This window comes from Aquimarina sp. AD10 (genome assembly GCF_003443715.1).
Taxonomy (GTDB): domain Bacteria; phylum Bacteroidota; class Bacteroidia; order Flavobacteriales; family Flavobacteriaceae; genus Aquimarina; species Aquimarina aggregata.
In genome coordinates this window covers 1399319-1414274 of record NZ_CP031965.1, presented here as the reverse complement: position 1 = coordinate 1414274, position 14956 = coordinate 1399319, and the positions used below count along the sequence as shown (strand labels likewise).

The following is a 14956-nucleotide window of genomic DNA, read 5'->3' as shown; positions in this document are numbered from 1 at the left end:
TACTCATGCAGTCTGAAACTAAAATAAAAATATCGGATATTACCTTTATAGGTTCAGGTATTTCATCGTCGTTTACTATTTTACATTTTTTAGATCTTTTAGAAAGTAATAAAGAAACAACAAAGTTAAATATCAGTATTATTGATAAGTATAAAGAATTTCATACTGGTATTCCCTATGGTGCAAGGTCTGGTTTTTCAGTTCACCTTATAACCTCTCTTAAAAACTTTTTGCCAGAACCAGAATTAAGCAAGTTTATCCTTTGGCTTAATCAAAATAAGAACTGGCTAATAGATCGCTTAAAAACTGATGGTGGATTATTATCACAAGATTGGATTTCTACTCATAAAGAAAAAATAGAAAATAACGAATGGGAAGACCTTTTTATTCCTCGTCGATTTTTTGGAGAATACATAGATCAAAAAGTAAAAAATAGACTACAAGAGTTTCAGAAAAAACAACTAATTGCTGTAGAATATATTGTTGGAGAAGTTGTTGATCTTGAAAGAATAAATGACCAATATAAACTATGCTTAAAAAATGGCGAAACTATACGATCTGAAAAGGTAGTACTATCGGTAGGTTCTTTGCCGGTTAATCATCTTTGGAAACAAGAGCAGATAATAGAAGAAGAGAGTTTACTTTTTGTAAATGAACCTTATGAGCCAGAATTAAGCGAAGTGCTGAGCAGAATAAATACTTTTCTTACGAAACAATCTAGCAAAAAGATTAACGCTCTAATTGTAGGAGCAAATGCTAGTGGTTTGGAAATGCTCTATAAATTGAACGATATAGATGATATTAAGAAAAATATAAATAAGTTTACATTTCTTTCCACTCAAGGATTATTGCCTGATGCAGTTATAGATAAAGAACGCAAAAAAGAGTATGTTCCTTTTAATTTACAATCATTAAAAGAAAAAAATGATCTCACTGCAAAAAGTATAGCAGATGCTACTTTTAAAGATTTAGATCAAGCAGAAGAAATTAATTTGGGAGCAGCGTCTACGGTAGAAATTATTTCAAAATCTTTTGGTGCTTTACTAGGTAAACTTAATCGAGAAGAACTCAAGAAATTTGCCTGTGTTTATGGAAATGAAATCGGAAGAAGACAAAGATGTGCAGGTTTTCACTACTCAAAAACTGTAGAAGAATTAAAAAACGAAAAACATTTTGATCACATTGCAGGTAGGTTTGAATCAATTTTTAAAAATGACTCAAACCTATACCAATTAGAATATTTGGATACTGCTTCGGGTCAAAAGAAAATATATGATGATGTGATACATCTTGTAATTAACTGTGTTGGAAGTACAAACCTAACGCAAAAAGATATACCACAGCTATTACAGAATATGATAGCAAAAGGCTATTGTAAACCAAATGATTCTAAAATTGGCTTTGAAGTAAATGAGTCCTTAGAATCTTTTGAAAATTTGCATATAACTGGACCATTAGTTGCAGGAAACATATTTGAAGGAAAAGCTGTTTGGCATTTAGAACATTGTGGAAGAATCATATGGTTGTCACATGTGTTGTCAAAAAAAATGAATGATTATTTCATTAACAATAATAAATTGAATAAACACCCCCTATAACAATTAAATCCTATGTCTAATCTAATACCCTAAAAGCATTGAAGCAAAACTACAAACTACACACTAAAAACCTTGAAGAAAGTTCTGATATATTAGAGTATAAGTCACTATTACGAGAACAATGGAATAATAACGTGTACTACGCTATAGAACATTTAAAGTATTTTGAAAAAGAATCAGATACTTTGAAATATTTTTTGTTAGAAAAAGACGAGAAGCCTATCGTTTTAATGCCTTTTGTCTTTAGAGAAATTAATGTTAAGGGAAAAGATTATCCGTACTATGATGTAATAAGTCCTTATGGTTATAGTGGACCTTTATTTGATGATTCTATCACCGAAGATGATCTTTCTTGTTTTTGGGAGTGTGTAGATCAATGGTATTCAGAAAATAATGTAATCTCAGAATTTGTACGGTTTAGTCTAAACGAAAATTCCGGCAGTTATTCAGGAACGCTTATTAAGTCACTTTCTAATGTTAGAGGATGTCTTTTAGAGAACTTTGAAGATCAGTGGACGGCGTTTTTACCAAAAGTGAGAAATAACTTTAGAAAAGCAGTAAATTATGATTTAACTTTTAAGGTATATCATAAAGAAGAAATTACAGAAGAAATTATAAAAATATTTAATGATATTTATGTAGAGACAATGAATCGGAACTCGGCAGATCCTATTTATTTTTTCTCCTTTGATTATTTCAAAGATTTAATACTATCTAACGTCAATAATTTTTCGATACCAATTGTTTATTATAATGATATACCAATTTCTGTAGAATTAGTTATTAATTATAATGAAACATTTTTTGCTTTTTTAGGAGGTACAAACGCAGAATATTTTAGTTATAGACCAAATGATTTTTTAAGGGTAAAAGTTATTGAATGGGCTATAGAAAATAAAATGAAATACTATGTTCTGGGAGGTGGTATGAAAGATGGTGATGGTTTGTATAAAAATAAAAAATCACTTTTCCCAAAAGACCAGGATGCTATCTTTTATACAGGTAGAAAGGTAGTTAATAAGAAGGTGTATGATGAATTATGTCTAAGTTCTAATAAAGATTATGCAAACTTAAATAAAGAAGATTTGCAATCTTATTTCTTTCCATATTATAGAATGAGTGTATGAAAATAGATCATGTAGATTATTTTTTTGAAATTTTTGAAAAGAGTTCGATTCCTAAACTTTTTTCGGGGATAGAGGGGGTAGAAGAAAGGGATACTATTGCTAATCCTAATTATGATGAAAATGAGATAAAAGGTCTCAATAAAATATATTCAGTTTTTTTTATTCCGGATTATTTAAAGCCTATTTATAGTACCGAGTTATTCAAACTAAAAAAAGTAGATCAATTTTTTAAAGGATATGCTATCTTTTTAGATGGTTTTGAAAGTGCAGACGCATATATAAAATTTAGATTCAGAAGTAATGCAAAAGGTATCCGAAGAAGAATTAAAAGACTCGAAACCTGTTTTGATATCTCCTACAAAACGTATTATGGTAACATAAAACAAGAAGAGTATGATGTTTTTATGGATTGCTTGCACGAGATGTTGGTTAGAAGATTCGAACAACGCAATGATGTAAGTCAGACTCTTACGCAATGGGATCGGTACAAAGAGATGTATTTTTCCTTGATCAATGAAAAAAAGGCATCTTTATTTGTTGTTTTAGAAAATAATGTTCCCATTGTAGTTTCGCTGAATCATCATTTTGAAAAGAGATTGTTTAGTGCTATCTCATCATATGATATTGACTATGGTAAATTTAGTTTGGGAAGTGTAGAGATATATAAAAAATTAGATTGGTGTTTAGCAAATGATCATGTTTCATATGAAATGGGGATGGGCGACCTCACTTATAAAAGAGAATGGTGTAATCATATTTATAACTTTGAACATCAGATAATCTATCCTCAAAAATCAATAATAGCTTCTTTTAAGGCTAGTTTAGAGATGATGAAAGTGAGTGTAAAAGAATTTATTTTTAAGCTAGCTTATGTTAAGTATAAAGAATACAAATCAAAACGTAAAAAAAGTGATAAAATAGAGCCTACTTTTAAAGCGTCTGCTATAGAGAATATTCAGTATAATGAAGATTATCCTAGTGTTGATTTTACAACAAAGGAATATGACTTCTTGAGAAATAATGTTTTTGATTTTTTGTATTCTAGTATTGAAAATGTAAAAGATGTAAGCGTAGTTGAAGTGCCAAAAGAAGAGAAAACATATCTGATTTTAGGTAAATCTAAGATGCAAAAAATTGCTTTTTAAGGGTGATGCCTTATTTTTTGTTAAGTCAGATTATGGGTTGTTTTTTTTCTTAATATGCTCTGTTATTAGTTTTGCAATAAGCTCTCGTCCATGATTGTTCCAGTGTCTATCATATACTAAAGTAGTATTGTGTTTAGAGCTTTCAAAAAGTTGTGCAAAATCGATATAATCGAAGTTGTGTTTTTGTAAATAAGATATAAATAAAGGACTTGTTATTCTTGAATCTAGAAGTAGGGTGTACCTCTTTTTATCGTAACCATATTTGGAAATTAAGTGCTCAAAATTTGTTAAATACTTTTTTTCCTTCTTTTGCTTAATTTTTAGTATTTCTTCTTTACTAATAGATTGTTTTGGTTGACTAGGTCGTGCTAAAGTCTTTATACGATACAATAATTCTTGAGGAGGGTCTAAAATTCCGATACTCTTGCAGTAAACTAATAATTTACTTTTCTTTAATAACTTATTTATAGGGCTTTCAAGAGATAATCTCCCGGTAGCGACTTGATATTCACCTCGAGTTAAATCGTTAGAAAACTTAATTCCTAAAATCACATTATCAATAAGGTCAAATTGTTGTTTGTATGAATGGATAAGATGTAACTGATCTGCAAAATCATATCCTGCGTACCCGTATTCATAGACTTCAATTTCAGGGATTTCTTTTTCTATTTTTTTTCCGATAGAATTGTAATAGTCTTGATGAAAACCCTCAATAAAAGAATCACCAACTAAAGCAATTTCAATACCTTCTTTAGTTGGGATAAATTCTCTGTAAGAATTAAACCCAGATTTATTAATATGATATTCAGAAAAGTTTTGTCTTCTGTTTCCGGTTACCGAAAAACCGTTTTGATTCGGAACCCATTTTTCAACTTCGTATGAATCTAGAAATCGAGTAGGGGTATCTTTTCCTAAATGAAAAACACGCACAATACCTTCTAGTACAATGATTACTAGAAAAAGGTATATAATGCTTTTGATGATTATTTTTTTCATTTAATAGTTATAGTTTTTAGAATTGGAAATAAATAAATGATCGGTCGATGCGATCGTCATAGAACAATAGCATTCCTAAAATAACTAGGGTATAAATTATAAATCGTACAATCTTCGAATTAAACTTAAAGGGAGCTCTTTCATCTCTCCTAATTCTAAATTCATATACTGTAAAAAGACCGAGTAAAATAAAATAATCTATCATACGATACCCTAAAGGGTGTTGATAGCTTTCATAATTAAAATTAGAAATTATTTGTTTAATAAAGCCAAAGGCATCTGTAATAGATTCTGATCTAAAAAACACTCTAGAAAATGTGACCAATGAAAATGTAAGTATGATCTGAGCTATTTCAGTCAATGATGGAAACCATCGATTCTCGGCAACAACAGTATTCATGTAAATTCGGTTTCTTCCCATTAAAAATACAGGGATATATAGAACAGCGTGTATTGCTCCCCATACTATAAAAGTCCAGTTTGCACCATGCCAAAATCCACTTACCAAGAAGATGATTATAATATTTCTAATGGATTTGATCTTGCCAACTCTATTTCCCCCTAAGGGTATGTATATATAATGTCTAAACCATGTAGACAGAGATACATGCCATCGTTGCCAATACTCTGCAACATTTCTTGAGAATGTAGGGAATTTAAAGTTTGACATTAATTCAATACCAAATAACTTAGAAGTTCCAATGGCAATATCAGAATATCCACTAAAATCACCATAAACCTGAAAACTAAAAAGAGATACTCCTAAAATTAATGTAGAAGCAGGATAGTCTGTATAATTAGCAAATATATCATCAACGATAGGAGCGATAGAATCTGCAATAACTACTTTTTTAAACATTCCCCAAAGAATTAGCTTTAAACCTTCAATACATTGTTTAGAATCAAATGTTCTTTTAGTTGTTATTTGTGATAATAAATTAGAAGCGCGCTCAATTGGCCCTGCCACTAACTGGGGGAAAAAACTTACAAATGTGGCAAATGATATAAAATCTTTTGTTGGTTTTAATCTCTTATAGAAGATGTCTAAAGAGTATGACATGGTTTGAAAAGTGTAAAAAGAAATACCTACAGGTAAAATAATTTGTAGCGTCCAAGAACTCTTAAGGTCATATCCAAAAACAGAAATAAAATCCACCCATGAATCAATGAAGAAATTATAATATTTAAAAAAGCCAAGTAGCCCTACATTAAAAATAACACTAAACCATAACCACGTTTTTCTCTTTTTATCCGAGTTACTGTTATATATGGCTTGACCAATAATAAAATCAACTAATGTGCTAGCAAAAATGAGAAATAAAAACCTCCAATCCCACAATCCGTAAAACAAATAACTAGCCAATAGTAAGAATGAATTTTGGATTTTAATTTTCTTAGAAAAAAGAAACCAATAGCATATAAAAACTATTGGTAAGAATATTAAAAAATCTAAAGAATTAAATACCATTTATAGATAATTGATTTGTGCTAATTTGTAAAGAGAATTTATAGACGAGTATAACTTGAAGGTATTCTATAAATTTTAAGTTATAAATTTTATATAATTAATTAGATAAATCAAAATTTATTTACTCAATTTTTATTTCTTATTGATAATCAGTCAGGAAGGGGTGATTGTTTAATCTTAAAAGGGGGAAATCCCCCTTTTAATATGAGTGATAGAACTGAGGTTTTTCCATGATAATTAGGGTATTATTGTAATGTCAATTTGACGGTTTATAATCGCATCTAATTACATGAAAATAATAGCATGTTTTTAGACCTTAGTAATCAGAAAAAATAAATTTGTAGTGTTTTTTTATGTAGTATTACTAGTAAAATTTCATTATTGGTATAATATTTTTCTTACGGGTTTAACGTATTCATACTGAGTAATTTTTGCAATTTTAGCCGTTAAACGTTTTTTTTGAGTATTCTGTCTAAAAAAGTAAGATTTAAGTTGATATTTGATTTAACTAAACTATTTTAGCTATCGGAAAATAATAGTACAGAAGTAATACAAAAATTAGGAAGTTTCTACCCCCTTCTTCCAGCGTTTTATTTAGATTGTCATGAGAAGGATTTGGTTATATATCAATAGTTGATTTATAATCAGTCCAGAATTATTGTTCATTTTTAATGGGAGAATATGAATGCAATTGATTCAAAAAGGATATGGCTTTCTTCGCCGCATATGGGTGGAACAGAGCAAGATTTCGTAAAGAAAGCCTTTGAAACAAATTGGGTAGCGCCCTTAGGGCCAAACGTAGACGGATTTGAGAAGGATATACAATCCTACTTAGGTAATGATGTCCATGTAGCGGCATTAAGTTCGGGAACAGCAGCACTACATTTAGGATTGAAACTTTTAGGAGTTTCAGAAGGAGATGAGGTTTTATGTCAGAGTATGACATTTGCCGCTTCTGCTAATCCAATCGTTTATCTTGGAGCCAAGCCGGTTTTTATAGATAGCGAAAGGGATACATGGAATATTTGCGCTGAACAACTTGAAATAGCAATTAAAGATAGAATTGCTAAAGGTAAAAAACCAAAAGCTATAGTAGCAGTACATTTATACGGGATGCCTTATAATGTAGAAGCTGTTCATAGTATCGCCTCAGAATACAGAATCCCTATACTAGAAGACAGTGCCGAAGCATTTGGAAGTACATATCACGGTGTTAAGTGTGGTACTTTTGGAGATATTGCAATCTTATCGTTTAATGGCAATAAGATAATCACTACTTCGGGAGGGGGAGCCTTAATTTCTAAAGATCCAAAACATAGGGAGAAAGCAATCTTTCTAGCAACACAAGCAAGAGACAACGCTCCGCATTATGAACATTCTGAAATAGGATATAACTATAGGATCAGTAACATTACTGCAGGTATAGGTAGAGGTCAAATGCAAGTGTTAGATAGCCATGTAGCTAATAGAAGAAGAAATTTTGATTTTTATAAAAAACACCTTGAAAATTCATCAGAAATAAAGTTTTTGGAGGAACCTCAAGGATATTTTGCCAATAGATGGCTTACTTGTATAGAAACTAGTTCATATGAACTAAGAGAGAAGATACGGTTATCATTAGCCGATGAGAACATTGAATCACGACCATTATGGAAGCCTATGCATCAACAAGCTGTGTTTGCAGATTGTGCGACTTATCTTAATGGAATTTCAGATGATTTATTTGATCGAGGACTTTGTTTGCCTAGTGGCTCAAACCTCGAAGAAGAAGATTTGTATAGAATCGTATCGGTAATTAAAAAAGTATTGAAATGATAAAGAATTTCCTTATAAATAATTCGCACAAGCATGCCTCAAAATGGTTAGTCCTAGCAATTGATGTAGCCATAATTATGTTTAATTTTTTCTTGGCATATGTGATCCGATTCGGAATTACACTAAAGTTTGATACAAGTAATCTAATGTATCAACTACCAGTTGTAGCAGGACTAGCAGCAGTAAGTTTTTTACTAGTTGGGTCTTATAAAGGGGTAGTAAGGCATACAGGTATGAGAGATGCTTATAATTTGTTTCTTTCAGTAACAGTAATTATAGCACTTACGTCATTTTTAATGGTATCTAGTAGATCTGCATTGGTGCCTGAATTGTTAAACATTCCGGTTTCAATTATTTGTATACACTATATGTTAAATATCATTACACTAACTACAAGCCGTTTGATATTTAAATACTGCTATTATTATATTAAATCAAAGATTGGAGAAACTTCTAGGATTTTAATTTATGGGGCTGGTGATTCAGGATTGATTACTTTGGCAGCTATAACTAATGATTCTAGTAGATCATTATCTGTTTTTGGGTTTGTGGATGATAACTCTAGAAAAAATGGAAAAACAATAAATGGTATAAAAGTGTATTCTTCTAAAGAACTTACACAAAGTTTTATTACCAAAAATAATATTAAGGAGATTGTAGTATCAATTCCTCATATTAGTAAAAAGAGATTATCACAAATATCTGATAATTTACTGAAATTGTCAGTTAAAGTAAAGATTATACCCGCAGTAAACGATTGGATCGATGGTAAATTAAAAGTTTCTCAGATTAAAGAGATACAAATAGAAGATTTACTAGAAAGAGCTCCTATTAATATGGAAAATCAGAATATTAAGAAAGAGCTTAATGATAAAGTAATTTTGATAACAGGAGCAGCAGGTTCGATAGGTAGTGAAATAGTGCGTCAAGCATCTTATTATAATTACAGTAATTTAATACTTGTTGATCAAGCCGAGTCTGCTTTATATGACCTACAGCAAGAATTACTAAGCAAAGGAATTACTAAATTTGTACCGATAGTTGCAGATATTAGAGATCATCAAAGAATAGAAACTATATTCCAGAAATATAGACCGAACATGGTTTTTCATGCAGCTGCTTATAAGCATGTACCTTTAATGGAGTCAAATCCTTGTGAAGCTATCAAAATCAACGTTCTTGGAACAAGAAGATTAGCTGATTTGTCGTCTGAGTATGGAGTTGATAAGTTTGTTTTTGTATCTACGGATAAGGCAGTGAATCCGACCAATGTAATGGGGGCAACTAAAAGAGTTGCAGAGATGTATATCAAGTGTCTTCATAAAACAAGTAAGACTAAGTTTATAACAACTAGATTTGGTAATGTTTTAGGATCAAATGGTTCTGTGATTCCTTTATTCAAGAAACAAATCCAAAAAGGAGGACCTTTAACAGTAACGCATAAAGATGTAACTCGTTTCTTTATGACAATTCCTGAAGCTTCACAATTAGTTATCGAAGCTGGAACCATGGGTAATGGTGGCGAGATCTTTATTTTTGATATGGGTGAATCTGTAAAGATTTTTGATTTAGCTAAAAAGATGATACGATTATCTGGTTTAAATTATCCAAATGATATCGATATTAAAATCACAGGCTTAAGACCGGGAGAGAAACTGTATGAAGAGTTATTAGCTGATACAGAAAATACATTGCCAACTTATCATAAAAAGATAATGATTAGCAGGTTTGATGACACAGATAATAACTGTGCAAATATTAAAGATAAAATAGATGATTTATGTATTATGAATTTACTTAATCATGATCATCAAATAGTAGGAAAACTTAAAGAGATTGTTCCGGAATACATATCAAACAATTCTACATTTGAGAGTATAGATAAGATGAATAACACAACAAAAGTTGTTAAAAAAGAAAAAGTACTTATTTAAACCGTAAAAGTAAAACCCCTATTATTAATTTAAATAAAGTTATACCTTTGTACGGTATTAATAATGTATACTTTTAATGTATTAGTCATATGCTATCAAGATTTTTGTTATTCTTTGTATTATTGATCTCTTTTTTTTCATGTAAAACTCCAACAGATGTAGTTTATTTTCAGAATGCTGAAAACTTAGAAAAAATAAAATCTAGTAATTCTTTTACCCCTATTTTTCAGGTAGATGATATTGTAAGCATATTTATTTCTGCAACAGATATGGATGCAGCTAGGCCTTTTAATTTAATGCAAGGAGCCTCAATAGCTACACCAACAGGAGAAGCAGGAGCAAGTGCAGGGTCGGGAGCTATACCAGAACCAACTTATCTAATTGATGAAGACGGGAATATAGATTTTCCAGTCTTAGGAACCTTGAAAATTTCGGGATTAACTCGTATAGAGCTAAAAGAAATGATTAAGGAAAAACTAAAAATTTATATCAAAGATCCTATAGTAAGCGTAAGACTTAAGAATTTTAAATTTACAGTTCTAGGAGAAGTTTCTAGTCCAGGAACATATTCTATACCTAATGAAAGAGTAACACTAATAGAAGCTCTCGGAATGGCTGGCGATATGACGATAAGAGGAAAGAGAAATAATGTCATGATCATAAGAGAGAGTGATGGAGTTAATACATATAATAGAGTAGATCTTACTTCTAAATCTATTTTTGAATCACCAGTGTACTATTTAGCTCAAAATGATGTTCTTTATGTTGAACCGAATAAAGCTAGAGTCAAAGAATCTGTGCAACGAAATAATATACTTGGTGTTGTAATAAGTGTAGTTGGCCTTGCTTTATCTATAGTTACATTTGCCACAAGATAAAAGTAATATGATCTCCAATCCCAATACACCTACTGATACTAATACATTTGAATCGTCTTCCCCTTTGGGTTTTGATTTAAGAGGAATGCTAGTACCCTATCTAAAAAAATGGTACTGGTTTGCCCTTTGTATCGCGATATTCGTAAGCTTAGCGTATATGAAAATACGCTATACAATCCCTCAATATAATGTTTCATCTACAATAATGATTGCCCAAGATGAAAGTGTAACAGGGTCTGAATTAGCTGCGTTTAAAGATTTAGGTTTACTGCAAAATGCTCAAGAAAGTAAATTAGAGAATGAGATTCAGGTATTAAAATCTAGAACATTAATCACAAATATCGTAAACGATTTAAAGCTTAATGTTCGTTATTTTTCTGAAGGAAGGATTTTAGAAGTTGAAAATTATCCGAAATCATTAATTGAGATTAATTTTCTATCTCATGACTCTATAGTACATACAAAGTCTGCTACTTTTAATGTTAGGATTAATTCGAGTACATCGTTTACTTTTTTAGATAAAGAAGGAACAAAATTAAGCGATCATTCTTTTGGTAATACTGTAACCACTAATATAGGAGATGTTGTAATAACCCCTTCGGTAGATAACTTGGATACCCATTCAGGAAAAGTTATTAAAATTGTAGTTACACCGGTTAAATTTGTTGTCGAAGCGTACAGAAATAAATTAGCGGTATTTCCTGCAAGAGGTTCATCTATAGTTGGAATATCTTTAAATGACCCTGTTCGTGAGAAGGCAAAAGATATTATTAACAATTTAGTAGATGAATATAATATAGCTACTGTAGAAAGTAAAAAACAAATTTCTGCAAGAACAGCAAATTTCATTAATGAGCGTCTAGACCTTATATCTGGGGATTTATCAGAAGTTGATGATGAAGCGGCAGGTTATAAATCAAAATTTGGTTTAACAAGTGACGTAGATGCCCAAACGCAACGTGTTGCCGATATAGATTCAAGAAATGTACAAGAAATTGCGCAATTAAGCACGCAGATTAATTTAATCGAATCAATGCGAAGGTTTGTCCTAAGTCAAGATGGGCGATATGATTTAATTCCTGCGAATCTAGGTTTTGCAGATGCTTCAATTACAAATACAGTAACACGATATAATGGACTTACACTTCAAAGAAAGCGTTTGTTAAAAACCTCTAGTGAACAGAACCCTGTGGTTGTAAACATCGATCAACAAATTGATGGATTAAGACAAGTGCTTATAGGTAGTTTAAATAGTTTAAAAAGCTCTATAGATATTAGATTAAAAAGTCTTAGAACTCAGGATCAATATTTTAGTGGTAAATTGTATAATGCACCTATAAGAGAAAAAGATTTAAGAGTAATAGAACGAGAACAAACAATCAAAGAACAACTGTATTTGTACCTCTTACAAAAAGAGAAGAAGCCGAGCTTACAAGTCATATTACAGTTTCTAGTGCTAGAGTTATCGATAGAGCTTCTACATTAAATTCATATCCAGTATCGCCAAATAAAAAAATTATTTATGCAGGAGCCTTGTTTCTTGGCTTTATACTTCCATTTATGACTATTTATTTGTCGGATCTATTAAATGTAAAAATTAGTTCTAGAGAAGATCTAGAAAAGGTGCTTTCGATGCCTATCATTGGTTCTATACCTAAAGTGAAAGCCAAAAATAAAATTATAATCTCGAAGAATGAGAGATCTGGAGAAGCAGAAGCTTTTAGAATTTTAAGAACGAATCTTGATTTTCTTATGGCAGGAACAACTAAATCTTCGGGAAGAGTTATTTTTGTGACCTCTACGATTTCTGGGGAAGGAAAAACGATGATTTCTTCAAATCTTACTAAAACATTATCTATTACAGGAAAAAAAGTAATCTATTTAGGTACAGATTTACGAGATCCCAAGTTTCATAAATTTGTAGACCTTCCTGAAGGTGTAAATACTAAAGGATTAACGAACTATATCATGGATACAGAGTTAAGTCCTGTAGATATTATATATAAAGATAAAGAAGAAAATTCATTCGATTTTATCCCATCGGGTGCCATTCCACCAAACCCTGCAGAATTATTGATGCACGATAGGGTAGGAGAAATATTTGAATATCTTAAAGAAAACTATGATTATGTAGTTGTAGATACCTCACCAGTTAGTTTGGTAGCTGATACATTATTAATAGGTCATTTTGCTGATCTATGTATATATATAGTAAGAGAAAATTATTCGGATAAAAAACTATTACAAATACCACAAAATTTTTATAAAGATAAGCGCCTTCCCAATATTGCTGTGTTACTTAATTCTGCTGGTAGTCAGGCTGGTTATAATTATGGATATGGTTATGGAAAAAAATCCTAAGCAAAGACTTTGTTTTTAGGTAATAGTTTAGATAATTTCTCTGCTACTTTTGGAATAAAACCTACTTCTAGTATTCCTAATTGATGATAATTATGAATATCTGATCCTGTAAAATCAATATAGTTTTGTTCCATTAGTTTTTTAGCAATATCCTTTACTTTATCTCCATAGTAACCAGATAGCGATAATAGATTAAGTTGAAACAAAAAACCTTGCTTTTTCAGTTCACTATATTTTTTTAGATCATTTTGATGATAAAAAGCATATCGCTCGGGATGAGCTAATATAGGAGTGTACCCTGCCAATTTGATTTCAAAAAGAATTTCTGTAAGGTTAATCGGAGGTGAAAATGTAGACATTTCAACCAAAATGTAATCGTTGTATAAAGGTAAGATATCATTGGTTTTAATGCGTTGAAAGAATAAATCATCCATCATATACTCGGCACTTGCTTCAATATGAATTGAAACTTTTAAGGGTTTAAGAATAGTTTGTAAATCTTCTAAACCATCAGAAATTGTTTGAGTAGAATTTGGCCATACATCTTGCATTACATGTGGAGTAGTAATTGCTTTTTTGATTCCTAATTTTCCGAATTGTTCTAAAATATATGCTGATTGGTATATAGTTTTCACCCCATCATCTATTCCTGGAATAAGATGCGAATGAATATCTACATAGCCGTCAGGAATAATTTCGATAAGTGGGATTTCTTTTTTTGATAAAAATGGCAATATAAGTGTTGTTTGGGGTGAATTATTTATAAAATTATAGTATTACTTGTAATAATTATGTAAAAATAGAGATTTATGTACATAAAAAAAACTGTTTAAGGATGTGGATTTCCTTAAACAGTTTCTATTTTATTGTTTTATGAGTTATTGTCGAGTGATATCTCCAGATCCTGATACTTTTTTATCTTCTATTTCAGGATTTCCTTTATACATAATATCTCCTGATCCTGTGATTCGAGCTCTAATCGATGCAGTTGCCGTTACTTGCACATCTCCAGAACCAGTAACAGAAGCAACTACTTCTTTAGATTTTAAGTTATACGCTTCAAGATCTCCTGATCCTGTAACCTTGCAATCAAAACTCGTAGATGAACCGCTTAATACTAAATCGCCACTGCCGGTAACGAAACCTTCTGTATTTTCAGCATCAATTACCAAGTTAACATCTCCAGATCCAGAAATACCAGTTTTAAAGTCTGTGGCCTTTATAACATCCTTACTGTAAATATCGCCAGATCCAGATAGGGTAACATTACTCAAGTCCTTAAAAGGTACAGTTACTTCAAGTTTTGTTCCTCTAGATGGCTTAAGCCAATATCCCTTTTTTACATAAATCTTTAATGAATTCCCTTCAACTTCTGTTATAATATAAGGGATTAGGTTACTTTCACCTTGAATAGATATATTTCCTTCGGAGCCAGAAACTAAAGACACATCTAAACTACCTTTTAGTTTAATAGCATCATATTCAGAGATATTTCTGTTTTTAGTAACCACGTTACCGTCACCTTGTACTTTTTTGTTGTTGCCCCATTGCGCATGTAAAGTTGTAATACTACACAATGCTATGCTTAAAATTATTGCTGCTCTTCTCATTTTGATTGAATTGTTAATGTTACT

The 14956-nt window shown here is 30.9% G+C and carries 11 protein-coding genes and 1 pseudogene; 8 read left to right on the top strand and 4 right to left on the bottom strand.

Annotation, left to right across the window (positions count from 1 at the left end; translation table 11 throughout):
- Positions 1–5: 5 nt before the first annotated feature.
- Genes D1816_RS05995 through D1816_RS05985 form a run of 3 tightly spaced genes read left to right on the top strand, consistent with a single transcriptional unit; the run spans position 6 to position 3870 of the window.
- Positions 6–1598 (top strand): FAD/NAD(P)-binding protein, encoded by a 1593-nt coding sequence (locus D1816_RS05995; protein WP_118501571.1) that lies wholly within the window; start codon positions 6–8, stop codon positions 1596–1598.
- Between the two features lie 38 nt (positions 1599–1636).
- Positions 1637–2725 (top strand): GNAT family N-acetyltransferase, encoded by a 1089-nt coding sequence (locus D1816_RS05990; protein ID WP_118501569.1) that lies wholly within the window; start codon positions 1637–1639, stop codon positions 2723–2725.
- On the top strand, positions 2722–3870 hold the full coding sequence (locus tag D1816_RS05985; protein WP_118501567.1) for a GNAT family N-acetyltransferase: 1149 nt from the start codon (positions 2722–2724) through the stop codon (positions 3868–3870). Before D1816_RS05990 ends, D1816_RS05985 begins: the two co-directional genes overlap by 4 nt.
- A gap of 30 nt (positions 3871–3900) precedes the next feature.
- Here the strand turns inward: D1816_RS05985 and D1816_RS05980 are convergent, their stop codons facing one another.
- Both D1816_RS05980 and D1816_RS05975 read right to left on the bottom strand, forming a co-directional pair.
- Positions 3901–4866: a hypothetical protein gene (locus D1816_RS05980; protein WP_118501565.1), complete on the bottom strand. Its 966-nt coding sequence runs from the start codon at positions 4864–4866 to the stop codon at positions 3901–3903.
- Positions 4867–4882: 16 nt separating this feature from the next.
- Positions 4883–6334 (bottom strand): MBOAT family protein, encoded by a 1452-nt coding sequence (locus tag D1816_RS05975; RefSeq protein ID WP_118501563.1) that lies wholly within the window; start codon positions 6332–6334, stop codon positions 4883–4885.
- Between the two features lie 681 nt (positions 6335–7015).
- Here D1816_RS05975 and D1816_RS05970 point away from each other — a divergent pair.
- The 5 genes and pseudogenes from D1816_RS05970 (at position 7016) to D1816_RS26025 (ending at position 13322) form a co-directional block, all read left to right on the top strand.
- The gene (locus D1816_RS05970; protein ID WP_066309177.1) at positions 7016–8149 is read left to right on the top strand and encodes a DegT/DnrJ/EryC1/StrS aminotransferase family protein; all 1134 of its coding nucleotides are present in this window, start codon (positions 7016–7018) and stop codon (positions 8147–8149) included.
- Complete coding sequence (locus D1816_RS05965) at positions 8146–10083, top strand: nucleoside-diphosphate sugar epimerase/dehydratase (RefSeq protein WP_118501561.1); 1938 nt, start codon at positions 8146–8148, stop codon at positions 10081–10083. Before D1816_RS05970 ends, D1816_RS05965 begins: the two co-directional genes overlap by 4 nt.
- Before the next feature lie 89 nt (positions 10084–10172).
- The gene (locus D1816_RS05960; RefSeq protein WP_066309181.1) at positions 10173–10961 is read left to right on the top strand and encodes a polysaccharide biosynthesis/export family protein; all 789 of its coding nucleotides are present in this window, start codon (positions 10173–10175) and stop codon (positions 10959–10961) included.
- 1428 nt (positions 10962–12389) lie between these two features.
- Positions 12390–12470: pseudogene (locus tag D1816_RS26030) on the top strand (hypothetical protein); the annotation flags it as partial.
- A 51-nt stretch (positions 12471–12521) separates the two neighbouring features.
- Entirely contained in the window at positions 12522–13322 is an 801-nt protein-coding gene (locus tag D1816_RS26025; protein WP_240338683.1) for a CpsD/CapB family tyrosine-protein kinase, read from the top strand.
- On the opposite strand, the gene D1816_RS05950 is transcribed toward D1816_RS26025, so the two are convergent.
- Together D1816_RS05950 and D1816_RS05945 are read right to left on the bottom strand one after the other, a co-directional pair.
- Positions 13319–14056 (bottom strand): tyrosine-protein phosphatase, encoded by a 738-nt coding sequence (locus tag D1816_RS05950; protein WP_066309187.1) that lies wholly within the window; start codon positions 14054–14056, stop codon positions 13319–13321. The genes D1816_RS26025 and D1816_RS05950 overlap by 4 nt on opposite strands.
- Before the next feature lie 144 nt (positions 14057–14200).
- Positions 14201–14932, bottom strand: coding sequence for a head GIN domain-containing protein (locus tag D1816_RS05945; RefSeq protein ID WP_118501559.1), 732 nt, complete (start codon positions 14930–14932; stop codon positions 14201–14203).
- Positions 14933–14956: the final 24 nt, after the last annotated feature.

Excerpts from the sequence above, each read along its gene's own strand:
- D1816_RS05995 (WP_118501571.1), top strand. The coding sequence starts at position 6 with ATGCAGTCTGAAACTAAAATAAAAATATCGGATATTACCTTTATAGGT.
- D1816_RS05985 (WP_118501567.1), top strand. The coding sequence starts at position 2,722 with ATGAAAATAGATCATGTAGATTATTTTTTTGAAATTTTTGAAAAGAGT.
- D1816_RS05980 (WP_118501565.1), bottom strand. The coding sequence starts at position 4,866 with ATGAAAAAAATAATCATCAAAAGCATTATATACCTTTTTCTAGTAATC.
- D1816_RS05975 (WP_118501563.1), bottom strand. The coding sequence starts at position 6,334 with ATGGTATTTAATTCTTTAGATTTTTTAATATTCTTACCAATAGTTTTT.
- D1816_RS05970 (WP_066309177.1), top strand. The coding sequence starts at position 7,016 with ATGAATGCAATTGATTCAAAAAGGATATGGCTTTCTTCGCCGCATATG.
- D1816_RS05965 (WP_118501561.1), top strand. The coding sequence starts at position 8,146 with ATGATAAAGAATTTCCTTATAAATAATTCGCACAAGCATGCCTCAAAA.
- D1816_RS05960 (WP_066309181.1), top strand. The coding sequence starts at position 10,173 with ATGCTATCAAGATTTTTGTTATTCTTTGTATTATTGATCTCTTTTTTT.
- D1816_RS26025 (WP_240338683.1), top strand. The coding sequence starts at position 12,522 with ATGACTATTTATTTGTCGGATCTATTAAATGTAAAAATTAGTTCTAGA.
- D1816_RS05945 (WP_118501559.1), bottom strand. The coding sequence starts at position 14,932 with ATGAGAAGAGCAGCAATAATTTTAAGCATAGCATTGTGTAGTATTACA.